23 protein-coding genes and 1 riboswitch are annotated in these 23,093 nt (G+C 34.0%); of the genes, 4 read left to right on the top strand and 19 right to left on the bottom strand.

What is annotated here, in order from left to right; all coding sequences use genetic code 11:
- Nucleotides 1–69: 69 nt before the first annotated feature.
- The 11 genes from ftsH to ACWPVO_RS07300 form a co-directional block, all read right to left on the bottom strand.
- Nucleotides 70–2,028 (bottom strand): ATP-dependent zinc metalloprotease FtsH, encoded by a 1,959-nt coding sequence (ftsH, locus tag ACWPVO_RS07350; RefSeq protein ID WP_454207522.1) that lies wholly within the window; start codon nucleotides 2,026–2,028, stop codon nucleotides 70–72.
- A 5-nt stretch (nucleotides 2,029–2,033) separates the two neighbouring features.
- Nucleotides 2,034–2,576, bottom strand: a complete 543-nt coding sequence (gene hpt / locus ACWPVO_RS07345) for a hypoxanthine phosphoribosyltransferase (RefSeq protein WP_412277645.1) — start codon at nucleotides 2,574–2,576, stop codon at nucleotides 2,034–2,036.
- Nucleotides 2,563–3,897 carry a tRNA lysidine(34) synthetase TilS gene (tilS, locus tag ACWPVO_RS07340; RefSeq protein WP_454207520.1) on the bottom strand — a complete coding sequence of 445 codons (1,335 nt, stop codon included), beginning with the start codon at nucleotides 3,895–3,897 and terminating at the stop codon, nucleotides 2,563–2,565. Before tilS ends, hpt begins: the two co-directional genes overlap by 14 nt.
- 58 nt (nucleotides 3,898–3,955) lie before the next feature.
- Complete coding sequence (locus ACWPVO_RS07335) at nucleotides 3,956–4,333, bottom strand: S1 RNA-binding domain-containing protein (protein ID WP_005958005.1); 378 nt, start codon at nucleotides 4,331–4,333, stop codon at nucleotides 3,956–3,958.
- A 21-nt stretch (nucleotides 4,334–4,354) separates the two neighbouring features.
- On the bottom strand, nucleotides 4,355–4,669 hold the full coding sequence (locus ACWPVO_RS07330) for an FtsB family cell division protein (RefSeq protein ID WP_005957995.1): 315 nt from the start codon (nucleotides 4,667–4,669) through the stop codon (nucleotides 4,355–4,357).
- A gap of 41 nt (nucleotides 4,670–4,710) precedes the next feature.
- The gene (locus tag ACWPVO_RS07325) at nucleotides 4,711–4,953 is read right to left on the bottom strand and encodes an RNA-binding S4 domain-containing protein (RefSeq protein ID WP_282925333.1); all 243 of its coding nucleotides are present in this window, start codon (nucleotides 4,951–4,953) and stop codon (nucleotides 4,711–4,713) included.
- Nucleotides 4,954–5,050: 97 nt separating this feature from the next.
- Nucleotides 5,051–5,329 carry an HU family DNA-binding protein gene (locus ACWPVO_RS07320; RefSeq protein WP_005957971.1) on the bottom strand — a complete coding sequence of 93 codons (279 nt, stop codon included), beginning with the start codon at nucleotides 5,327–5,329 and terminating at the stop codon, nucleotides 5,051–5,053.
- Between the two features lie 138 nt (nucleotides 5,330–5,467).
- The gene (locus ACWPVO_RS07315) at nucleotides 5,468–6,385 is read right to left on the bottom strand and encodes an SAM-dependent methyltransferase (protein ID WP_454207517.1); all 918 of its coding nucleotides are present in this window, start codon (nucleotides 6,383–6,385) and stop codon (nucleotides 5,468–5,470) included.
- Between the two features lie 201 nt (nucleotides 6,386–6,586).
- Nucleotides 6,587–7,543, bottom strand: a complete 957-nt coding sequence (locus tag ACWPVO_RS07310) for a hypothetical protein (RefSeq protein WP_005957944.1) — start codon at nucleotides 7,541–7,543, stop codon at nucleotides 6,587–6,589.
- Nucleotides 7,544–7,657: 114 nt separating this feature from the next.
- Nucleotides 7,658–8,830: a methionine adenosyltransferase gene (metK, locus tag ACWPVO_RS07305; RefSeq protein WP_195445381.1), complete on the bottom strand. Its 1,173-nt coding sequence runs from the start codon at nucleotides 8,828–8,830 to the stop codon at nucleotides 7,658–7,660.
- A 138-nt stretch (nucleotides 8,831–8,968) separates the two neighbouring features.
- Nucleotides 8,969–9,061: riboswitch (SAM riboswitch) on the bottom strand.
- Between the two features lie 43 nt (nucleotides 9,062–9,104).
- The gene (locus ACWPVO_RS07300) at nucleotides 9,105–10,058 is read right to left on the bottom strand and encodes an AEC family transporter (protein ID WP_148465719.1); all 954 of its coding nucleotides are present in this window, start codon (nucleotides 10,056–10,058) and stop codon (nucleotides 9,105–9,107) included.
- Nucleotides 10,059–10,144: 86 nt separating this feature from the next.
- Between ACWPVO_RS07300 and ACWPVO_RS07295 the strand changes: the two genes are divergently transcribed.
- The 4 genes from ACWPVO_RS07295 to ACWPVO_RS07280 all read left to right on the top strand — a co-directional run bounded on the left by ACWPVO_RS07295 (nucleotide 10,145) and on the right by ACWPVO_RS07280 (nucleotide 14,445).
- Nucleotides 10,145–11,047, top strand: coding sequence for a hypothetical protein (locus tag ACWPVO_RS07295; protein WP_454207514.1), 903 nt, complete (start codon nucleotides 10,145–10,147; stop codon nucleotides 11,045–11,047).
- A 33-nt stretch (nucleotides 11,048–11,080) separates the two neighbouring features.
- Nucleotides 11,081–11,290 (top strand): DUF1858 domain-containing protein, encoded by a 210-nt coding sequence (locus ACWPVO_RS07290; RefSeq protein ID WP_454207512.1) that lies wholly within the window; start codon nucleotides 11,081–11,083, stop codon nucleotides 11,288–11,290.
- A gap of 79 nt (nucleotides 11,291–11,369) precedes the next feature.
- Nucleotides 11,370–13,370, top strand: a complete 2,001-nt coding sequence (locus tag ACWPVO_RS07285) for a YcdB/YcdC domain-containing protein (RefSeq protein ID WP_454207510.1) — start codon at nucleotides 11,370–11,372, stop codon at nucleotides 13,368–13,370.
- A gap of 64 nt (nucleotides 13,371–13,434) precedes the next feature.
- Entirely contained in the window at nucleotides 13,435–14,445 is a 1,011-nt protein-coding gene (locus ACWPVO_RS07280) for a polysaccharide deacetylase family protein (RefSeq protein WP_454207508.1), read from the top strand.
- Nucleotides 14,446–15,053: 608 nt separating this feature from the next.
- Here the strand turns inward: ACWPVO_RS07280 and gltX are convergent.
- The 8 genes from gltX to ACWPVO_RS07240 all read right to left on the bottom strand — a co-directional run bounded on the left by gltX (nucleotide 15,054) and on the right by ACWPVO_RS07240 (nucleotide 23,017).
- A complete protein-coding gene (gene gltX / locus ACWPVO_RS07275; protein WP_454207506.1) occupies nucleotides 15,054–16,529 on the bottom strand; it encodes a glutamate--tRNA ligase in 1,476 nt (491 codons plus the stop codon).
- 17 nt (nucleotides 16,530–16,546) lie between these two features.
- Nucleotides 16,547–18,109 (bottom strand): S-layer homology domain-containing protein, encoded by a 1,563-nt coding sequence (locus ACWPVO_RS07270; RefSeq protein WP_454207504.1) that lies wholly within the window; start codon nucleotides 18,107–18,109, stop codon nucleotides 16,547–16,549.
- 351 nt (nucleotides 18,110–18,460) lie between these two features.
- The gene (locus tag ACWPVO_RS07265) at nucleotides 18,461–19,786 is read right to left on the bottom strand and encodes an NCS2 family permease (RefSeq protein WP_005957948.1); all 1,326 of its coding nucleotides are present in this window, start codon (nucleotides 19,784–19,786) and stop codon (nucleotides 18,461–18,463) included.
- A gap of 148 nt (nucleotides 19,787–19,934) precedes the next feature.
- Entirely contained in the window at nucleotides 19,935–20,573 is a 639-nt protein-coding gene (locus tag ACWPVO_RS07260; protein WP_454207502.1) for a hypothetical protein, read from the bottom strand.
- Complete coding sequence (locus ACWPVO_RS07255) at nucleotides 20,570–21,190, bottom strand: ABC-2 transporter permease (protein ID WP_454207500.1); 621 nt, start codon at nucleotides 21,188–21,190, stop codon at nucleotides 20,570–20,572. Before ACWPVO_RS07255 ends, ACWPVO_RS07260 begins: the two co-directional genes overlap by 4 nt.
- Nucleotides 21,187–21,804 carry a hypothetical protein gene (locus ACWPVO_RS07250; protein WP_454207498.1) on the bottom strand — a complete coding sequence of 206 codons (618 nt, stop codon included), beginning with the start codon at nucleotides 21,802–21,804 and terminating at the stop codon, nucleotides 21,187–21,189. The genes ACWPVO_RS07255 and ACWPVO_RS07250 overlap by 4 nt, the downstream gene beginning before the upstream one ends.
- Complete coding sequence (locus ACWPVO_RS07245; protein WP_454207496.1) at nucleotides 21,801–22,640, bottom strand: ABC transporter ATP-binding protein; 840 nt, start codon at nucleotides 22,638–22,640, stop codon at nucleotides 21,801–21,803. The genes ACWPVO_RS07250 and ACWPVO_RS07245 overlap by 4 nt, the downstream gene beginning before the upstream one ends.
- Nucleotides 22,637–23,017 carry a GntR family transcriptional regulator gene (locus tag ACWPVO_RS07240; protein ID WP_060800470.1) on the bottom strand — a complete coding sequence of 127 codons (381 nt, stop codon included), beginning with the start codon at nucleotides 23,015–23,017 and terminating at the stop codon, nucleotides 22,637–22,639. Before ACWPVO_RS07240 ends, ACWPVO_RS07245 begins: the two co-directional genes overlap by 4 nt.
- Between the last annotated feature and the right edge of the window lie 76 nt (nucleotides 23,018–23,093).

The raw sequence follows: 23,093 nt of genomic DNA, 5'->3' as shown, positions 1-23,093 counted from the left end.
CTCTCTAATGCCATCACTATTAAAAATAGACAAAACAAAAAAGCCCCTCTCGGAGCTTTTTTTATATGCTTATAAACTTTTATCGTCTTCTGAATTTTTCTTATCTGTTTCATCTAACTTATCATTCTTATGGATAAGTTCCTTTGCTTCATCAGATAAGTCTTCTTCATTTATTGTATCTTCGAGGTCAATTGATTCTTCATCAAGCTTTTCGCCATTAAAGATCTTTTCAAAATCCTTAGAGTAAATTGTTTCCTTTTCTAAAAGGGCATCAGAAAGGGCAAGCAACTTGTCTAAGTTATCGCTTAAAAGTTCCTTACACTTTGTATAAGCCTCGTTTATAATTCTTGTAACTTCATCATCAATTTCTGCTGCAGTTCTTTCAGAATAATCCCTTGAACGTCCAAGATCCCTTCCTATGAAGACTTCATTTTCTGATGAGTCGTAATTAATTGTTCCAAGCTTCTCACTCATTCCATAGTGGGTTACCATGGAACGAGCAATCTTTGTAGCTCTCTCAATGTCATTGGATGCACCAGTTGAAATGTCGTCAAGCACAAGAGACTCGGCAACTCTTCCTCCAAGAAGAGAAACAATAGAAGCTTCCATCTTCTTCTTTGTCATGAAAGAAACATCATCTTCAGGAAGGTAGGCAGTGAATCCACCAGCCATTCCTCTTGGAATAATTGTAATCATGTGAACAGGATCTTCTTCTGGAAGAAGTCTTGATACAATTGCGTGTCCAGATTCGTGAACTGCTGTGAGCTTTCTTTCCTTTTCTGAAACAACACGAGACTTCTTTGCAGGACCTGCTTGGACCTTTATTGATGCTTCATCAACATCTTCCATAGAAATTGCATTTTCGCCACGTCTTGCAGCAAGTAGAGCTGATTCGTTCATTAGGTTTTCAAGATCTGCTGGAGTAAAGCCTGGAGTCCTCTTTGCAATTACTTCAAGGTTTACATCATCTGCAAGCTTCTTTCCCCTAGAATGAATTTCAAGAATTGCCTTTCTTGCACGAACGTCTGGCTTGCCAACATAAACTGTCCTGTCAAATCTTCCTGGTCTTAATATCGCTGGGTCAAGTATGTCTGCTCTATTTGTTGCAGCCATAACTATAACTCCTTCGTTAGTTCCAAAGCCATCCATCTCTACAAGAAGTTGGTTAAGAGTTTGCTCTCTTTCGTCATGGCCACCGCCAAGACCTGCTCCTCTTTTTCTTCCCACTGCATCAATTTCGTCAATGAAAATTATACAAGGTGCGTTTTTCTTTGCAGATTCAAAAAGGTCTCTCACTCTTGAAGCACCAACACCAACAAACATTTCAACGAAGTCAGATCCACTCATTATAAAGAAAGGAACTCCTGCTTCGCCGGCAACAGCCTTTGAAAGATAAGTTTTACCAGTTCCTGGAGGACCTACAAGTAGGACTCCCTTAGGGATCCTAGCTCCCATATTTATAAATTTCTTAGGATCTTTTAAGAAGTCAACTATTTCTGAAAGCTCTTCCTTTTCTTCTTCCAAGCCAGCAACATCTTTAAACTTAACTAGGTTTTTCCCATCTTCTTTGTTAATTAGTTTTGCCTTGCTCTTACCGAAGGAGTTCATCTTTCCTCCGCCACCAGCTTGTTGCATCATCTTGTACCAGAAGAAAACAATAAAGGCAAACATAAGAAGAGTTGGAATCCACTCAACTAAGAAAGAAGTTTGCTTAGTTGGGCTTGAAACTACGTTGATAGTTCCTGCATCAGATTTTTCCTTTAAGTAGTCCTTATAGAAGGTATCTGCTGCCTCTTGTGGGATTACAGTCCTAAAAGTGTCGCCATTTTTTAGTTTAACGCTGGCAATGGAGTCAATTCCATTTTGTAAGTTTACAGACTTTACATCGTCCTTTTCAAGTTCCGTCACAAACTCTGTAAAAGATTTTTCTTCCACAACATTTGCTGGTGGTCCAAAAAATCTAATAGACAGTATTAATACAAGAATCAGGACAATATAAAATCCTGCTCCTCCAAATTTTTTATTCAATAATATCACTCCTCACTATTAGAATAGACAGACTCATCTAGTATTCCAATGTAAGGAAGTCCTCTGAATCTCTCGTTGTAGTCCATTCCATAACCAATTACAAAGTGGTCATCTATTTCATATCCATTGTATTTAACAGGCAGTTCAACCTTTCTCCTAGATGGTTTTGAAAGCATAGTTACAATTTCTATAGACCTTGCTCCCCTTGACTTTAAAATTTTAGTCAAATAAGAAAGAGTCACACCTGTATCAATTATGTCTTCGACGATTAAAATATCCTTATCAACTATTGATGTTGAAATATCCTTTAGGATCCTAACTTCACCCATGGACCTTGTGCCTTGGTAGCTGGAAACATCCATAAAGTCGTATTCAAGCTCTAAGTCAATACTTCTCATAATATCTGCCATAAAGGGAACACATCCCTTTAAGATTCCAAGCAAGAATAAATTTTTACCCTTGTAGTCCTCTGTTATTCTTTCCCCAAGTTCTTTAACTTTATCTCTGATTTCTTCTTCAGAATAAAGAACTTCTTTAATATCTGACATTCCTAACCTCCAAAATGAGTTTGTTTTTTGTGTTTTTATCAACCTTAACATCTTCTGAGATATCCATCCCAAGTATGTAGATGATTTTTTCATTATCACATACAAGTCCTATTTCATCTCTTAAAAGCCTGTCAACTTTTCTATCAATAAAATAATTCTTTAGCTTTTTATTATTTTTCATACCCAGTGGCTTAAATCTATCTCCTGGGGCTCTCTTCCTTATGTTAAGACTACCCTTTATTTTATCACAGTCTATTACTTTTATAAAGGAATCCTCATGACTTTCTTTCTCATCTCTTGAGATGAAAATTTCTCCAAAGTCAGTTGTGTTTCTTCCAAGCACTAAATCCTTGCTTGTTTTCTCATCTTGGTCAATAACTTCTTCGATATAAATCTTGTCATAGGACCTTCTTGCAGAAATATTTTTGCCAAGATCAATTTGTCTTCCAGAGTCGCCAAGGCATAGGTCATAGATAGCAAGTATGTTGGACCTACTTAAAATATTTTCACCATAAAAATTTTCTTCTAAGTATTTTTTTATTACTTCTTGACCTATAAACTTTTTTAATTTTTTTATTTCAGAGGGAATTAAAAAATTATCTCCTAAGCAATTATTATAATTTTCTTCTAGAATTTCTCCTATAAAGTCATTAGCTTCTTCTGCGTTTTCAGAAAGTCTAAGAAGAGAATTTATTATATCTGGATTGAATTTTTTAAGTTGTGGAATAAGTCCCAGCCTAATTTTATTTCTAGTGTAGATTTCTTCAAAGTTTGTCTCGTCATCAAAGTACTGGAGCTTATTCTTGTGAAGATAGTCTTCGATCTCCTCCCTCTTAATATTTATAAGAGGTCTATAGACGTCTTTATTGACATGAGAGATGCCAGAAAGACCCTTTAGGCCTGTCCCCCTCATAATATTAAAAAGGGCTGTCTCTGCCCTGTCATTGGCATTGTGGGCTGTTAAAATCTTCCTCCCTTGAGAGTTTTCTCTAAAGAATTCATACCTTAAAATCCTTCCAGCCTCTTCAGATGAAATTTTTTCTTTTCTTGCAAATTCATCCATGTTCACTGTCTTGCTTATAAATTTTATTCCATAAGCTTGGCAAGATTTTTTTACAAATTCCTCATCTCTCTTGGCAGTCTCTCTTATGCCATGATTTAGGTGACAAACTATTATATCAAGGTCCCATTCTTCTTTTAAATCCATAAAATTATAAAAAAGATACATGGAGTCTGCTCCACCAGATACACCAAGACTTAGCTTGTCAGATTTTTTTATTATATTTAGTTTTTTTAAGTTCTCGTAAAATATCTTATCCATAATTAAAATAAAAATTAAAATAAAAAAGTGGCAAACTATCAAAAGATAGTTACCACTACTAATTTCTAGAATTCTTCTTCTTTGTCTTTTGATTGTATCTTGCTCTAGCTTCGTCAAGCTTTGTATTGCTTTCCTTGAGGAACTTGCTCAAGATGTCTTCGAATCTTTGGTCTACTTTTTCATCCTTAGGCTCTTCTTTTTTCTCAATGGCATCCTTAATTGAAAGGGCAATCTTTCCCTTTTCATCAATGCTAAGAACCTTGACTTTAACCTCATCACCTTCAGAAATGTGATTATTTATATCCTTAACAAAAGTGTCTGCAATTTCAGAAATATGTACTAGACCACTTTTGCCATCTTCTAAATCTACAAAGGCTCCAAATTTAGCAACCTTAGTAACTACACCTTCAACTATATCGCCTGGCGATAAATCCATAACTTCCTCCTAAATTTTATTTTAAATACCCTTATCAGTATTTGTAGTCTTATCCTTGTTCTTGTCAACATAGATAACTTCTCTTGGTTTAACCATGCCCAAATCTTCTCTCGCTACCTTTTCAATAAAATCAGTAGAGGAAGAATTTTCTAGTTCAGAATTCAGATTATCTATTTCAAGTTTTAAATTAGAAATTTCTCTATTGTTGGCAGAAATAATCTCAAGTTTTTGATTTCTTAGAGATATTGACTTGCCAATTTTTACTGAGCCAAAAAGTACAGACCCTATAATTATAATGGCAAGAGCCAAGGGAAATCTTCTTCTTTTTACCTTCATAAGTCTCTCCCACCTATATACAATTAGATTATTATCCTCAATTAATCTATCCTATCATAAAGAGTCTCTGCATCCTTCTTGGAATTCACATCAGAAATATCCTTAACCTTGACTCTAATTTTTCTCTCGCCAAGTTGGAGTGAAATAATGTCATCAATGTTAACAGAATCTGATGGTTTGGCAAGCTTGTCGTTAATTTCGACAAGGCCCTTTTCGCAAGCTTCCTTTGCTAGAGTTCTTCTTTTTATAAGTCTTGAGTTTTTTAAAAATTTATCTAATCTCATAATCCTCTCCATTAATGAATATATCAAATAGAGAAGAAAATATCAATACTTAGACAAAATTTGAGCATAAAAAAAGAAGGCCTTGCCTTCTCTTTTCTTACTTATTAACAGCTTCTTTAAGAGCTTTACCTGATCTGAAAACTGGAGCTTTAGATGCAGGAATCTTAATAACTTCTTCTGGATTTCTAGGGTTTCTTCCTTCTCTAGCTTTTCTTTGTCTTACTTCGAAAGTTCCAAATCCAACTAATTGAACTTTTTCTCCGTCTGCAAGAGCTTCTTGAACTGAAGAAATAAATCCGTTTAAAGCTTGTTCAGCGTCTTTTTTAGTAAGACCTGATTTTTCTGCAATGCTTGCTACTAATTCTGATTTGTTCATTTTATATCCTCCTTGAAGAATTTTCTATAGTCTTTCCTTAGTTACAAAGCCTTGTAAGTCTTTGATATACAAGACTTCTTAGGGCTTTATTGCTAAGACTGTTACAATTATAACCTAAGTTCACTTTATTTTCTACATTTATTTTAAAAAAATCGCTATTTTATCCAATTTTTTATAGATTTCATCAAATATTTCACGAAAATCCACTAAACCTTCTCTTTCCTTTAAGAAAAGCATAAATAAAGACAGGATTAAAGTGTCAATTTCATCTTCATAGTCCATGGAAATCCCCTTAGATTTCTCTATTAAAAGATTTTTAAGCTTATAAAAATTTTCATCATCTAAGTAAAGGTCCTTGTCTTCTAAAATATTTTCTATCTGGTCCATAATCATTTGAAAATTTTTGCCACTTGTCCTTGGGATGTAGATACAGGACTGGTGATTGTAGTCATCAAGTCTTGGCAGTTTATAAATTTCCACCTTCTTTACAATCTCATCATCAAGACCTGCGTTGGTAATTACATAAGCCATGTCCTCTTCGCTATAGACTTCTTGAAGAAGAAGTGATAGGTCTGATGCAATTCTCTTGTTATAGACCTGAGTTATTAGGGTGTCACGCCTTGTGTCAAAGTCAAACTTCTTTGCATCGGAATCTAAAAACAAAAGTCCATCGACGGCATCTCGTCCAACTCCTGCAAGAACTGGTTCAATAAAAGAAATTCCATTTACAATATTTATGTCTTCCTTCTTATCTATTAAGAGCCTCACAGTTTTTTCTGCAACTAGGGGAGTACCTGGCACAAAATAATTTATGTCCTCATTCTTAGATTCTTCTATTAATATTTCTACAATTTTATTATAAACTTGGTCGAAGCTTTCCATCTCATCGTACAAGTAGTCAAAGGACTGGTAAGCTATTTTATTTTCCTCAAAAAAAGAAAGGGCTTCATGCCTGTCAGTCCTCAAAAAATTTTTAATTCCATTTTTCATAATTTTTACTGCTTCAAGGGTAAGGTCTCTTGAAGAAGTGGATCCAAGTCCAACAACATTTATCATTCTAATCACCTGCTAACATTATACACATAAAGTCTACTTGTTTATAAAAAATTTTAATTATATCTCTGTCTTTGTTAATAAAAAAATTTTTTCCCATGCAATAGAAAAATATTTTTAGCAATTAATAATTTTATTTTTCAAGTCCTTTAAATTTTAAATTTTTGCATAAAAAAAAGAGGGGTTACCCCCTCCTCATAAGGATTAATCAAATCCAAATTTATCTCTCATTATTTTAAGTTCTTCATCTGTTAGGTCGTTTTCATCAACTGGCTCTTGATTTTCTTCTTCAGCCATTTTCTTTTTGTGTTCTTCCACGATCTTATCGTGCTCAGCTATAACTGCTAGAGCCACGTCTTGTGGAATCTCAATAGATTTCTTTTCTACTTCAGAAAGTTCAACCTTGCCACCAACGCAGAATTTTTTACCGTCTTCAAATTCATAAACAAAAACTTCAAGTTCTCCTGCCGGGTTCTTAATTGCAATCTTGTAATCTTCATCAAGCTTATCAATGTCGCTTTCAAGATAATTAACTACAGCTACAGTGCCTGATCCACAAGAGCCTTCTCTAAATAAAGTTTCAGAACCTTCTACATAAACGTAAGGAATCATTTCAAGCTTTTCCTTGTTGAAGAAAAGAACTCCATAGGCATCATCCTTGTAATCCTTTTTAAGGACTTCAAGAGCCTTGTCTACAAATTCTCTGTCTTCTTCAGCTTCAACAACTAAGTGACTAATTCCATGAAGTTTAATAAGAGTGCAGTCCTTGCCAGCTATTGTCAAGTTTTCTCTTTCAATAGGACCATCAAGGGCAACATAGGCCTTTTGATTTTTAACATCTGCAATTACATCAGTTGTTCCTTTATGACCACTTACATAAACTTCAATATCAACAAGTCCATCAGTGTCATAGAAGCCTGCAGAGTAAAGTCCATAAGCTCTTGTTGCGTTGGCACAAAATTCTCCACCCATCATGTCCATCCTAAGAGGTGCACCTTCATAGGCTGGAGAAATAAATCCAACTTGTTCAACATCCTTATCTATTTGTTCAATAATACAGTCTGTATAAGCCTTTCTATATCCTGGATAAACAGGAGCTACAACAAAGCCTGTTATATTTCCACATGGGTTCGCTCTAAAATAATTAAAAGTTTTCTTCATAACCATCCTCTTCTTGACTCTAAAAATAAATTTACTCTTTAATTATAGCATACTAAGTTAGTATTTTTTAACAACTAATCCTATCTTACCCGAAATTTAATTTTTAACGCAGGCTTATTTTAGATACTTCTTTAAATCTTCTACCCTATCTGTTCTTTCCCAAGGAAGGTCTAAGTCATTTCTACCAAAGTGACCATAGGATGCAGTTTGTCTATAAATTGGTCTTAGTAAGTCAAGGTCACGAATAATTGCAGCTGGTCTCATGTCGAAGTTTTCCATAATAATTTTTTCGATTTCTTCATGAGAAAGTTTACCAGTTCCAAAAGTTTCTACATAAACTGAAGTTGGTCTTGCAATACCAATTGCATAGGCAAGTCCAATTTCAACTTTATCTGCAAGTCCTGCTGCAACAAGATTTTTTGCAATGTATCTTGCGTAGTAGGCACCAGACCTGTCAACCTTTGTTGGATCCTTTCCAGAGAAAGCTCCACCGCCATGTCTTCCAAAGCCGCCGTAGGTATCAACAATTATTTTTCTACCAGTAAGTCCAGCGTCAGCCATTGGTCCACCAATAACAAATCTGCCAGTTGGATTGATGAAAAATTCTGTGTCCTTGTCGATAAATTCTGCTGGCACAACTTTTTCAACAACTTCTCTAATGATGTCTTCTCTAATTTGTTCCATAGAAACATTTGGAGCGTGTTGAGATGATACTACAACATTCTTAAGTCTTACAGGCTTGTCTTCTTCATACTCAACTGTAACTTGAGTCTTGCCATCTGGTCTTAGGTAGTCAAGAGTTCCATCTTTTCTTACTTCAGTTAATCTTCTTGATAACTTATGAGCAAGTGAAATTGGAAGTGGCATCAACTCTTCAGTTTCGTTGCAAGCAAAGCCAAACATAATACCTTGGTCCCCTGCTCCAAAGGAGTCAAGTTCATCTACTCCATCTTCCTTGAACCTGTCGACACCCATGGCTATGTCAGAAGATTGTTCCTTGATTGCAGATAGGACTGCACAAGTTCTTCCATCGAAACCAAATTTTGCCCTGTTGTATCCAATATCTTCTAGGACTTCTCTTGCAGTTTTTTCAAAATCCACATAAGTTTCTGTTGAGATTTCTCCAGTTATAACTATCATTCCTGTGGATGCCATAGTTTCGCATGCCACTCTCGCATTTTTATCTTCCGCCAAAATCTTATCTAAGATGGCATCTGATATTTGGTCACAAACTTTGTCAGGATGTCCTTCTGTAACGGACTCTGAACTAAATTGCCATTTTTTCATTTTGTTTCTTTCCTCCATTTTAAATACCTTGATTTAATGTATGAATTTATTTTTTCTTTTCTATTTGGTCAAATTTATAAAGTCATATAAAATTTTAATCCATAAAAAAATCCCCACGCAAAAAGTGAGGACCATTAAACCTCATCTTCCAGATAAAAATCTGTGGGATTTAGCACCAACTAGGTTGCCGGGTTTCACAGTGCCCATTCACTCCACCACTCTCAATAAGGTATTATTTACATTTTGTAGATTAGATTATAGCACTTAAAATTTTTTAGTGCAACAAATTAAAATAGTTCATTAGGGATATGCCTACAGGATAAGTAATAATACTCATGATAAAAGAAAGAGTTATTACCTTTGAAGCAAATTCATGATCTGACTTCATCTGCTTTGTAAAGATAAAGCAGTTGGCTGCGCATGGAGTTGCCCAAAACACATAGGCTATTCCCAGCTCCATATTTGTAAATCCTAGCTTAACTCCCACTGGTATAAGAATAAGCGGAGCTAAAACTGTCTTTATAAAGGCTGATGTGAACATGATCTTAAAGTCTGACCTTGATGATTCAAAGTTTAGACTTGCCCCAATTAATATAAGGGACATTGGTGTTGAAATCTTTGCCACCATTTCTATCGCCTTATCCACTCCTTGATAGACTGGTAGGTTTAAGAAGTTAAATATTGCACCAAAGACTACACCAGCAATCATTGGGTTCTTAATAATTTTTATAAGAATATTAGAAATAGAAATTGACTTGTCTTCTGACTCAGAATAATAAGTCAAGAGGACTATAGCAGCTATGTTATAAAGAGTAAGTCCAAAGGCAATTATTACTATCATGTGTTCCATTGAAGGAGCTCCATTATAAATTATGTCTAAAATGGGAAAGCCAACGTAAACGAAGTTGGACCTATAGGCACAGTGAACGAAGGCAGATAATTTTCTCCTGTCTTTGATACTCATAGACTTACCTATTATAAGAGAAATAAAAATTATAAAAATAACTCCCAAAAGAATATAGGCAACATATTTTGGATGAAGGGACTCAATCCTTGCATTCTTTATGTCATAAAATAATTTAAAGGGCAAGGCCATGTAAAAGACTATCCAGGTTCCCTTGTCTACGAAGTTGTTGTCAATGTATCCTTTTTGTTTTGCAAAATATCCAAGTAGCAAAACTATAAAAACGGGCGATACAATATTAAAACCCATAAGTAAGTTACTCATAAAATCACCATATTAAATTATAGGGTAAATATTTAGGCTTGTCGAGGGCAATCTTTTAAAATACAATAGACCTAGGAGGTCATGTTATGAAAAAAATAATATCTATAGGGCTTACATCCCTTGTTTTAATTACAAATGTTTTTGCTGGTGCAAAAGTTTCTAGTCAAAGCGTCTACGTGGATGGAAAGGATACTGGCGTTAAGGGCTACAACATTAATGACAACAACTACTTTAAGTTAAGAGACATTGCAGCACTACTTGATGGAAAGGACGCTGAGTTTAATGTTTCTTACGACAATGACAGAGAAGCTGTTATGATTACGAGCAAGTCTGACTACAAGAAAACTGAAAATGATCTAGTAGCTTTAAAGGACAGCGACAGCGAAATAAAAGAATCAACTCACAAGGTATTTGTAAATGGAGTTAGACATTCCTTTAGCGTCTACACAATTGACGGCTACAATTATTTTCAATTGAGACAACTTGGCAAGACAATTGGATTTGACGTCAACTTTGACGAAAAAAATAATTCTGTCCTAATTGATTCAAAATCAATTCCTGGTCGCTCCCTTGTCAACCACCAAGTCGATGTAAAAATTGTTGACTACGCAACTGACTATGAAGAAAAGAACTTAGACATTTTAAAGGACCCTCTTCTTGACATTTCGAAATTTCTTGCTAATATTAAAAACGAAGTACTTGCAACAGCTGAAGAAGGCAAGCTTAGTGGCGAATCAATTTATGTTAAGTCTGAAAATATTGTAGAAGTCCTACCAACTTCTGCTAAGTACAATGGCAAGCTAACTTACACTCCTTATATTAAGATTGACCAAGGAGAAAAATCTGAAGTCTTTCCTTATGAAAAGGAATTCGAAGTTGCAAAAACTTTAACATCCAAGGGCTTTGACTCCACAAGCGAATTTGAAATTAGTCTTGGAGCAAAGAGCAAGGATCATTTTGTTAAGTACTCATCTTTTAAGTATAAATAATTTTGGGTATATTAATTAGGGAGGTGTTAGAAAATGAAAATTAAAAAAGATATGTTAATCGGACAAATTCTTGCAGAAAAACCTGAATCAATTGGTACCCTAATGAGTTTTGGAATGGGATGCATCATGTGCCCATCTTCTCAAATGGAAAGTCTTGAAGAAGCTGCAATGGTTCATGGTATAGATCCCAATATGCTTGTAGCTGCTCTTAATGAAGATAGCAAAGAAGAAGCAGAAGCTTAATCTAAAGCTTAATTTTGAAGAGGCAGGAGCCTCTTCTTTTTTTACATAAATACTTTAATGATTTAATAAGGAGATAATTATGAAAAAGAAAATAATTTATGCCCTCTCCCTTGCCCTTCTTGTTGGACCTGTTATGGCTTCAGTTGAAAAGGCTAACTACAATCCAACTGATGAGGCATTGTCAGTTGACATAACGAAGAAAGAAAAAGAAAAAGTTGAGGATATAAAAGAAAAATTTAATATTACAGAGGCCTATGAAGATTTTAATTTGATTAAGGAACCAATAAATTCTGACAAAGTGTCTACTTATTATTTGAATAAAAAAGCAAAGAACAAAACCATTGACTCCTACCAATGGTCTGACGAAAAATTGGGAAGTCTTCAAGTTGCCTATACAAGTGATGGCGACTTCTACTCTTATTCAAAATGGAGCAAGGATCAAGATAGCAATAAAAATTCTGAAAAAATTTCAAAAGATCAAGCACAAAACATTGCAGAAGAAAAATTGGCTAAACTTATTCCTGACTTTGACAAAAAATATAAATTAAAAGATTTCACTCTCCTAGACGATGGAAAGGAATTAAGTTTATTTTATGAGAGACTAGTCAATGGAATACCATTTGCATCAGATTCACTTTATGTAAATATTTCTCTTACTTCTAAAGAAATAAGAGAGATGGGACTTACCTCCGACTTTGGACCTGCCACATCCTTCTTAAGTGACAAGGAATTTCCAGACAAGTCCAAGTTAAGTCAGGAAGAAGCAGAAAAAATATTTGCAGAAAAATTTCCACTTAGGCTTTCCTACAAGATTTCTAATGATGGCAAATCTGTAGAGAAGGTCTATCATTCAGAAATTTTTGATATAGATGCAGAAGATGGGAAGCTTGTAAAAAATAATAATTTAGGATTTATGCCTTATGAAATGGATAAAGCTGCTGATGCTGAAGGTCTAACTGATGTAGAGATTAAAAAGATTGACGGCTTAAAGGACTTAAAGAAAAAATCTCAAGCCAAGAAAAGAGCCTATGAAATTGCTGGCGATGGCTATCAAGTTACATCAATCTCTTTAAACTCTGACAAGGACAATTACTATTACAATATAAATTTAGAAAAAGATAAAAATTATGGCAACATCACTCTTAATGCCAAGAACTTAAATCTTGTTTCTCTAGATTTATGGTCTGATAGAAAAGTTTACAATAATAAAATCAAAGAAGAAGATGCCAAGAAACTTGCTCTAGGCTTCTTAGAAAAATATGGAGACAAGACTGAACTCAAACTAGATAAAATTTCAATTGACTCTTCTAAGATGGGAACTGCTATTTACATCCCAAGATATGTAAATAATCTTCCACTCCTAAAGGAAGGTGTGAATATCTTTGTGGACCAAGATAAGAAAATTTCTTCCTACGAGAGAACTTTTTCAAAAGTTGATTTCTCCAAGGCAAGTGAAAATACTTTGACCCAAGAAGAGGCCAACAAGATTTTCTTATCTTCTAAGAACTTTGGCTTAAAATATGTTATTACTGACAAGGGACCTAAACTTTTCTACGGAAATATAAGGGACTTTGACCCAGTCATTGGTCAAGATAAAATTCTTAGAGACTATAATGGCGAGATTATTAACTTTAAGGAACAAATAACTTATCCTGACCTTAATAAGGCAAGGAATAAGAATGCCATCCTCTTCTTAAAAGATATGGAAATTGGTTTAATAGGAAGAAATCTTTCAGACAAGATAACTTACCAAGATTTTGTTAAACTTTTAAATGGCCCTAATGGGATGAACTCCTCCTACATGGATAATTTTGGACTTGACCTTGAAAAATTAAAGGACAAAAATATTTTAGAAAAGGATGTCGTTAAGACTCTTGTGACAAAAAATAATCTTGAAAAATTTACAAAAGCCAAGGGAATTTTTAAAGAGGACATCTTTAAAAATCAAAAATCCTTGGGTGACTACGAATCTTATTATATAATCGCCAGGGGCTTCGGCTATATTGATGGCGACATAGATCCTAACAAAGAAATGACCCTTGAAGAAATCCTATATTTAATCTATAACTCAATGAAGTAATTGTAATTCTTTTGTAATTGCATCTTACCTCCCACTGATGTATATTATCAATGGGAGGTTTTTTATGACCCAAACAAGCTACGAAAGAAAAAAAAGATTAAGAAGACAAAAGGCTAGAAGAAAGAAGAGAATTAGACAAACTATTTCAATTTCAATTTTTGTCTTAGTACTTATTTTTATATTTTCAAAAATCTTTTCTGGAATAAAACATTCAAAAGACACAGAAGTTTCACCTGCCCTAATGTGGTACTACACAAATGAAATTTACAAGGACAGGCCAAGGCAAATCTTTTATGAAAAAGAATACATCTCCAATGTTGCCTTGGACAAATTAAGTAAAATGGAAGATGAATTTATAGTCAAGGGATCCAACCACCTAAAGAAGGTTGATAAGTATGCCTACGACGCAAAAAAAATTCGTGACTTCACAGTCCACCAAAACTACAAGGGAGAAAAGAAAATTGTATTCTTGACCTTTGACGATGGACCTAATAACGAAATCACTCCACAAGTTCTAAACATTTTAAAGAAGGAAAATGCTCGTGCAACCTTCTTCCTTGTTGGCAAGTCTATTGGCGACAAGACTGCAGGACGTGTAAGAGAAATTCTAGCAAATGGTAATGCCATTGCCACTCACTCCTTCACCCACGACTACGACTACCTCTACCCAGGAAGAACTGTAAATGTTGAAAGAGTTTATGATGAAATAGAAAAGACTAATGAAAGACTTCAAAATATTTTAGGCGATGATTTTCATTCTAAGGTCTTTAGGTATCCAGGCGGCGAAATGTCATGGAACAACACAGAGGCTTGCAATTCTTATCTAGCATCAAAAGATATAAATTGGATTGATTGGAACTGCCTTGTTGGTGATGCAGAGAAAAAATCTGTGAGACCAACAACAATCCAAGGTCAAGTAGAATATCTTGACAAGTCACTTAACGAAAATAAGAACACAAAAATTGCAGTTGTTCTTTCCCACGATGCAATGAACAAACAACTAACAGCCGACTCCCTATCAGAAGTTATAAAATACTTCAGAGACAGGGACTATGAATTTGGACTTTTAAAATAATTCCAAATTCTCACAAAATTAAAAAAATAAGAGGACTGATTTTATTTTCAGTCCTCTTTTTATTGCCATAAATCATTTATAGACAAAAGCAAGATTATTAATTTTTAAATTATGCTAAGTCCTTTTTTATTAAATAGATTAAAACAAATAGGCTGACAAAGGCCAGTATATAAGAAAATAATATATACACAATAAATAAAAACTTTCCACTTTTCTCATCTAGACTTCCAAGGATAAATAGGCTGGGTAAAAAAGATAAAAAACTAAGATAAGTATAGATAATAAGAAGAACTTTAATAAAAATAGTATTTATATTATCAGTAAAAATATAAACCCAACCCAAACTTAAAAAAATTATAAAGGCATGAATTAAAATCCTATAAATTATATTCGATCTTTTAGGATACTGCCAAAGAATTATTTGTAAAAATTTTTTTATGTTTTTTGTCAACTATAACCCCACCTAGAAATTATTTGTACTAATATTATAGTATATTAAATTAAAAATTATCTACCATTAAAATATTTAAAATTATTTTCTTAAAGGATTTTATCTTAAGCTTAAAATAAAAATAGGACTAATCTCTATGACTAGTCCTACTTTTTTATTAAAGTGAATTTTTTATTTTTTCTGCTCTTTCAATTAGTTTATCTTTTCCTAATAGGTAAAGTATATTTTGCATTTCTGGTCCGTGAACATTTCCAGATATTGCAGCTCTTACTGGCATGTAAAGTTGCTTGCCCTTTACTCCAGAGTCCTTTTGAACTTCCTTCATTAGTCCCTTAGCAGTTTCCATGTCAATCTCGTCGTGTGATTTTACAATCTTTATAAAGGAGTCAAGGAGTCCTGGCACGTGTTCTTGTGCTAATTCTCCTTTTGCGGCATCTTCTGTGATTTCAATGTCGCCAAATAAGAACTTAATGTGTCCTGGAATATCTTCTAACTTGTCACAAGCTTCTCTCACTGTGTCAATTAAGATCTTGTACCATTCAAAGTTGTTTCTAATTTCTTCTTCACTTAAGAGTCCTGATTCAGTTACAAATGGAATAGCAAGTTCAGCAAGTTTTTCTAGGTCATAGGACTTCATATAATGAGAGTTAACCCAGTTTAACTTGTCTGTGTCAAAGATTCCTCCAGACTTTCCTACCCTGTCGAAGGAGAATTTTTCTACTAACTCGTCTAGGGACATAATTTCTTCTCCATCTTCTGGAGACCAGCCAACAAGTGCAAGGTAGTTTACAATTCCTTCTGGTAGGTAACCCCTCTTCTTAAAGTCTTCTACAGAAACATCTCCCTGTCTCTTAGAAAGTTTTTTCCTGTCCTTATTTAAAACTGTTGGAAGGTGGACAAATTCTGGTGCCTCCCAACCAAGACATTCATAAAGATAAACGTGCTTTGGAGTTGATGGAAGCCATTCTTCCCCTCTAACAATGTGAGTGATTCCCATTAGGTGGTCGTCAACAATTACAGCCATATGGTAAGTTGGGAAACCATCTGACTTCATTAAAACTTGGTCGTCAATTTCGTCTGTGTTAATTGTAACTTTTCCACGAACTGCGTCATTGAAAGTGATGTCCTTGTTCTTTGGAAGTTTAAGTCTTACAACATAATCTTCGCCAGCTGCAATTCTCTTCTTAGCTTCTTCAAGAGGAATTCCACGACAAAGTCCGTCATACTTAGGTACCTTACCCTTAATTCTTTGTTCTTCTCTAAGATGATCTAATCTGTCCTTGGAGCAGAAGCAGTAGTAAGCGTGGCCATCTTCAATTAATTTATCAACATATTTTTTGTAGATATCTAATCTTTCTGATTGGATGTAAGGTCCACAGTCGCCAACTTCTGCTAGCTTACCGTCCTTAACTACGACACCCTCATCATGAGTTATGCCTGCCCATTCAAGGGATTCAATTAGGTTTTCAATAGCACCTTCAACATATCTTGTCCTGTCTGTATCTTCAATTCTCAAAACAAATTTGCCGCCATTTTTCTTTGCGAATAAGTAATTGTAAAGAGCTGTTCTCAAACCTCCAATGTGAAGGTAACCTGTTGGTGATGGTGCAAATCTTAATTTAATATCTGACATTTTTTCTTCCTTTCTATTTACTTTGCTGTAATTTCTATAACTTGATAATAAGCCCAGTGATTTCTATTTAAATCTTTAAATGGGTTCTTTGAATATTTATCTAAGAAAGACTTGTTAATCTTCCTATCTAAAATCTTGTTAAAAATTGTGGCAGCTTCTGCCCTTGTGATCTTATCATTTGGTTTAAATTCATTTTTTGACTTTCCAACCATAATTCCATGACTTGACAAGGCATTTATAGCCTCACTTGCCCAATAATTTTCCTTTACGTCCTTGAAATCAATTGGGTGCTTGCCCACATTTAATTTCAAATAATTTGCCATCATGCTGGCAAATTGTGCCCTAGTCATTGGCTCATTTGGTTTAAAAGTTCCATCTTCATAACCAGAAATTAGTCCTCGTTTTTCTATAAAGACAATGTTATCGTAGAACCATTGGCCCTCCTTCAAGTCGCTAAAGGAAGACTCTCCATTGGCCTTGGCCTTATCGTCAATTAATCTCTTTAAAACTGAGGCAGCCTCTGCCCTTGTTATTTTTTCGTTTGGAGCGAACTTATCACTAGATATACCTGACATATATGGAAGTCTAATAAGGTCTATAGACTTTTGAAGTTCTGCAAGTGACTTATTTATTTCATCAGTTGAAACTTCACTTTTAACTACAATATACTCAGCTGAGGCAATTGCTGCACGAATTCTTCTTTCATTTTGGATGCCTGCCTTGGCAGTTGAAAGATTTTTCGCAAAATCCACATAGTCTGTTAACTTTTCAAGAGTTTTTATTGTGCTATAAGTTTCTAGTTCATCGTTGTTTTCGTTGACAAGTTCTGTTGATTTTTTAGCCTCAAGCTTAGCCTTTACCATGTAATCAAGGCTTGCTTCCTTGTCCTTTGTAGTCGCAACTATCCTAAGTAAAGATCCTTCTTTTAAATCAAGACCTTCAAAGATAAAGTTTCCCTTTTCATCAGCCTTAGTAGTGGCAACAAGTTTTTTATCAATGGCAAGTCTTAAGTCAGCATTTTTTTCTGTTGTGCCTTGGATTTCACTTGCTCCATCATAAAGGTCCTTGATAGTCAAAACGCCATTTTGAGTTTTTGTTGATGACTCAAGATTTTTTTGGTCACTTTTAGTAGCTCCTTCCTTGTCCACATAGGATAAGACAAAGGAGTTTTTCAAGTTGGAACTTGATCCAACATCGCTCTTTACCCTAGTAGAGATTTCTAGGTTTAGCCTATCGCCCTTGATAACAGAAAGGTCGTTGGCATTAATTGTAACAATGCTTTGGTCCTTTCCCTTAATGGAAGTTTCCCTAATGTCTAGCTTACCTGCCACTTCCTTCTCGTCAATTAGTCTTGTTTCTTTGACTTCAAGTGCCTTATCAAACAAGAGAGTTACAGAAAAAGATGAATACTTTTCCTTGTAGTCTCTTGGCAAATTTACAATTAAATTATACTTCAGATTATCGCCACTCTTGGCCTGAGATAAACCAGGTTGTTCTAGGACAACTTGGATGTCTTCAGCTGCAAATACATTTACAAAAAGAGTGAAAGTCATAAGAATGTATAAAAACATTTTTTTCATAAGAACGCCCCCTTAATATATTTATAATTATACTAAAGGGGCCTTAACAATTCAATAAATGAGGCTTTTTTAAATGTATGCTGTCATGAAAAACTAATAAAAAATTTTTGCTAAGCTCTACTTATAAAAATTTAAAATCAAAGGACTTTATAAAACTTTATAACTTTGCAAAAAAGTAGGACTTTATAATAATTTATAACTTCATGAATAATTATGACTTTATAAAAGCTTACAACTTTATCATTAGTCATTAGCTTATAAAAATTTTTCACTCATTAATTTAAAATCACTCGTAAAAAAAATAGGACTCCAAAATAATTTTTGAAGTCCTAAAAATTTACTATAAATTTCTTATAAAGGTAAGATTGGTCTTAGGTATCTTAGTGTAAAGATAAGAGCCAATAAATACATTACAGGTGAAACTTCTTTTCCACGTCCTGTTGCTACTTTTAAGATTACATAAGAGATCATTCCCACAGAAATACCTTCTGCAATTGAATATGCAAAGGGCATTGTAACCATTGTCAAAAAGGCTGGAACTGATTCTGTGTAGTCATCTAATTTTATTTGATTAATTGGACTAATCATAAAAAGTCCTACCATTACAAGAGCAGCTGATGTTGCTTGTGCTGGCACAATTGAAAAAATCGGGAATAAAAATAGGGATACAAAGAAGAAGAAGGCACAAGATAGTGATGTAAGTCCAGTTCTTCCTCCATCTGCAACACCTGATGCTGATTCAACAAAAGTTGTAACTGTAGATGTTCCCAAGAGTGCTCCCACAACTGTACCAATGGCATCAGATAAAAGTGCACGACCAACTCCTGGAAGGTTTCCATCTTCGTCGATTAAGCCTGCCTTTGTGGCAACTCCAGTTAAGGTTCCCACTGTATCAAATAAGTCTACAAATAAAAATGTAAACATTACTGAAAACATATCAAAGGTAAATAAATCTCCCCAGTGAAGTTTAAAGGCAACAGGGCTAAGTGATGGTGGAAGTGAGAATAACATTCCTCCGGGTAAGTGACTAACTCCCAAGATAAGAGCAAGTACAGTTCCTGTTATAATTCCATATAAAAGTGCTCCCTTGACATTTTTTGCTGTCAAAAGTGCCATGACCATAAGTGATACTATAAAAACAAGAGATGGTCTTGATGCAATTTCGCCAAGAGAAATTAAAGTTGCGTCATTATTTACTATAACTCCTGCTGAAATAAGCCCAACTAGGGTTATAAATAATCCTATACCAACAGATACTGCATTCTTAAGTGACATTGGTATTGAAGTAAATATTGCTTCACGAATGTTGAAGAAGCTCATCACTATAAAGATGATACCTTCTAAGAATACTGCCGTTAAGGCGTAGGACCAATCGTGACCCATACTTAATACAACTGTGTAAGTGAAGAAAGCATTAAGTCCCATTCCTGCTGAAAGTGCGAAGGGCAAGTTTGCAAATAACCCCATAAAGAGCATTGCAATAATTGAAGCAACTATGGTCGCAGTGAAAACTCCACCCTTGTCCATTCCAGTTTCAGATAACATGTTTGGATTAACAACAAGAATATATGACATTGTCATAAAAGTTGTAAGTCCTGCCAAAAATTCTGTTTTGGCATTAGTCTTTCTCTCATTGAGAGAAAATGTTCTTTCTAAAAAACTTGAATTTGTTTCCATTTTTTCCTCCTCATATAAAATACATTTTTTATTCTATCACATTGCATGACAAATGAAAGTGTGATGATAATATTTTTTTATTTTCTTTCATTTAAATTTAATTAAGAAAAAAAGACTCTTGAAGTGGGACTTCAAAAGTCTTTCTCTATTAATAATCTTTTCTCTCTCCTATTATTCGAGCAATGATATAAATTGCTGCGACAAAGGCAAGCAAGAATAAAGTCAATTTAAGAGAACTTGTTCTTTTTATTATGCCAAGGAAAAATCCTGCGGGATTCCTTCCAAGCTTATCTAAGAGGGGAAGAAAGGCAGGTGAACTTGTAAATATTGTTCCCACACCACTTGTTTGTCCAAAGTAAAGATAGATAGGGATACTTATAAGGTAGTATGCCATCACATACAATGTAACAAAAAATCCAACCTTAAATTCAAGACCATTTATTTCAACATTTTGCAAGATGTAAGTCATTAAAAGTGAATCTATTATAAATATACTTAATACCTTCAAGAACTTTACATTTATTATGTCAGCCCTTGATGCACCAAGAGTCAAAAGGTAGGGCTTGCTCTTATCAATTATCATACCTTCACTAGATATTACGTATAAGGCATAATGTAATAGGATAGCTACTAGAAAAAGTAGGGCAAAGGGCTTTTCCGCAAAGAAGCTAAATTCTTTCGTAAAAAGTCCTAGGCTCTTAATTGCAAAAATCATTGTAATAAATATGAGATAAACAATAATAAATTTTTTTCTAATTTTAAAATCATTTTTTAAAAGAATTTTCATACTATCCCCCTCTCCCTCAAATATTTTGTTGAATATTTATGGTCCAAGCTAAAGGACAATATGCAAATTATTATTGAGACTCCTATACATATCGGTCTGTAAATCATGAAGCTTTCATAGAAGCTTGAGTAAATAAAAGCCAAGCCTGCTCCAAAAATTATTCCAATTAAGGTATAAAGGAATACTATGGATCCCCTTTGATATCTTGTAAAAACAATGTGGGTAAGACTAAGTGCCATAAAGTCTAGGGCTATAAATAGGCTCGTATAAATGTCTATGATAATATTTTTATCTTCCTCATTACTAAGAATTAATCCCATTAATAAAACAAGGGAAGTAATTACAAAGATAATTAGGTTTTTTATTATCTTGGCAAGAGAATAGTCCTCAATAGATATTGGCATAGTCATGAACTTTTGAAAATCTTTGAAGTTATCTCCAAAAACACTTTGTGCCCTAATGATAAAGATCATTGTAAGAGTCCATTGGATAAAAAACTTGTTGAAAGCTTGTCCTGTTATCAAAAAACCTATAAAAAGTATGGCAGTAATAAATATAACAATTGGTAGGACAATATTCTTTACAAGTTTAAAGTCATTTATTAATACTGCTTTCATACTATCTCCTTCTCCCTTAAAAATTTTGTAGAATATTTGTAGTCTAAGCTAAAAGACAAGATGCAAATTATTATTGTTCCTCCTATAAATATTGGCCTGTATCTAATTAATGTTTCATAATTTGTCATGTAAATCATTCCAAAAATAAAACCGAAACCAACAATCAATAAGCCGTATAGTAATGACACTAAGCTCTTTTTGTATTTTGTAAAAATTAGGTGACTAAAGCTAAGGGACAAAAAGTCCAAGGCTATTAGGATGTTGACATACATATTTAAAATAAGTCTGTCTTCGTCAGCGCTAGTAATTAATCCAATTAAGAATACAAGACTAGTAATAAGAAACACTATTAGATTTTTTATATTCTTGGCAAGAGAGTAATCTTCCAAAGAGCTTGGCATGGTCATGAACTTTTGAAAATCTTTGAAATTATCTCCAAATACAACTTGTGACCTCAAAGTAAAGACCATAATAAATGACCATTGTATAAAAAATTGCTCAGATTTTTCCCCTGTAATCACAACACTCAAAGCTAGGATTGCTCCAATAACAATTACAAGTGGAAGGGCAATATTCTTTACAAGTTTAAAGTCATTATATAAAACTGCTTTCATTGTCCACCTCTTGATAAAAATATCATTATGTCCTCCACATTTGCCCTGTCAACAACTTCATTTGGATAAAATTCTTTGAAAACTTGGACGTTTTTTATAAGTGCTTCTGTTGAGTATTTATTTTTTCTTGTCTTTAAAATAAAGTCTCCATAATTTTTTAAATTTTCTTCAGAAGTTTTTAAAATTCCATATTTTTCTATTAGGGAGTCCTTTTCATCGTATAAGATAACTCTTCCCTCGTGGATATAAATTATATAGTCAGCAATTTTTTCTATGTCAGACAAGATGTGTGATGAGAATAAAATTGTCTTGTCCCCATCCTTGATGTAGTCAAATAAAAATCCTATAATCTCGTCACGAATAACTGGGTCGAGGCCCGATGTTGGTTCATCAAGGATCAAGAGATCAGGGTCGTGACAAATTGCAGAAATAATTTTCAGCTTCATTAGGTTACCTGTGGAGAGTTCATTTAACTTCTTGTCCCTTGGCATCTTAAATTTATCTTCACAATCATAAAACATTTCTTCATCAAAATTTTTGTAGGCAACTTTTAAAATATCAACAACGTCTTTAATCTTAAAAGTATCATTGAAGAAGGAGTCAGGTATCACTGCCCCAATTTTCTCGAAGGACTCCTTGTGGATTTTTTCTCCAAAAACTTTTATGTCTCCATCATACCTATAGAGGTCCAAGATGCATTTTAAAAGTGTTGTCTTGCCTGCACCGTTCTCTCCAATTAGTCCTAGAACTGCTCCTTCTGGAATTTCTAAATTTTCTATATCAAGGTCAAAGTCCTTAAATTCTTTTCTCAAATTTTTTATTTCGATTGCTTTCATACTTCACCCACCTCATCTAATGTCTTTAAAATTTCTTGTAATTCTTCTATTTCAATGCCTGCAGCCTTGGCAACAGTCATTGCGTCAGTAAAATATTTTTCTATCTCTGAAAGAGCATTCTCTCTTACAACTTCTTCATTTAATTTTTTTACAAAAGAACCCTTGCCTGGCATGGAGTAAATATATCCCTCTTGCTCCAAGTCATTGTAGGCACGCTTTGTTGTAATGACAGAGACCTTTAAGTCGCTGGCAAGAGTCCTCATACCAGGAAGATCTTCGTCAGCTTTTAATTCTCCAGCAACAATTTGAGCCTTGATTTGATTTTTTATCTGCTCGTAAATCGGAAGGCCAGAGTCATTGGAAATAATAATTTTCATATCACACCACCTTTAAGCCTATATACTTTATATTTTTGCTTTTACACAGTACTTGTATTAAATACTGTAATAATTC

This window comes from Peptoniphilus sp. Marseille-Q6390 (genome assembly GCF_965119475.1).
Note: the sequence above shows the minus strand (reverse complement) of the source record. Positions and strands in the feature narration are given on the sequence as shown.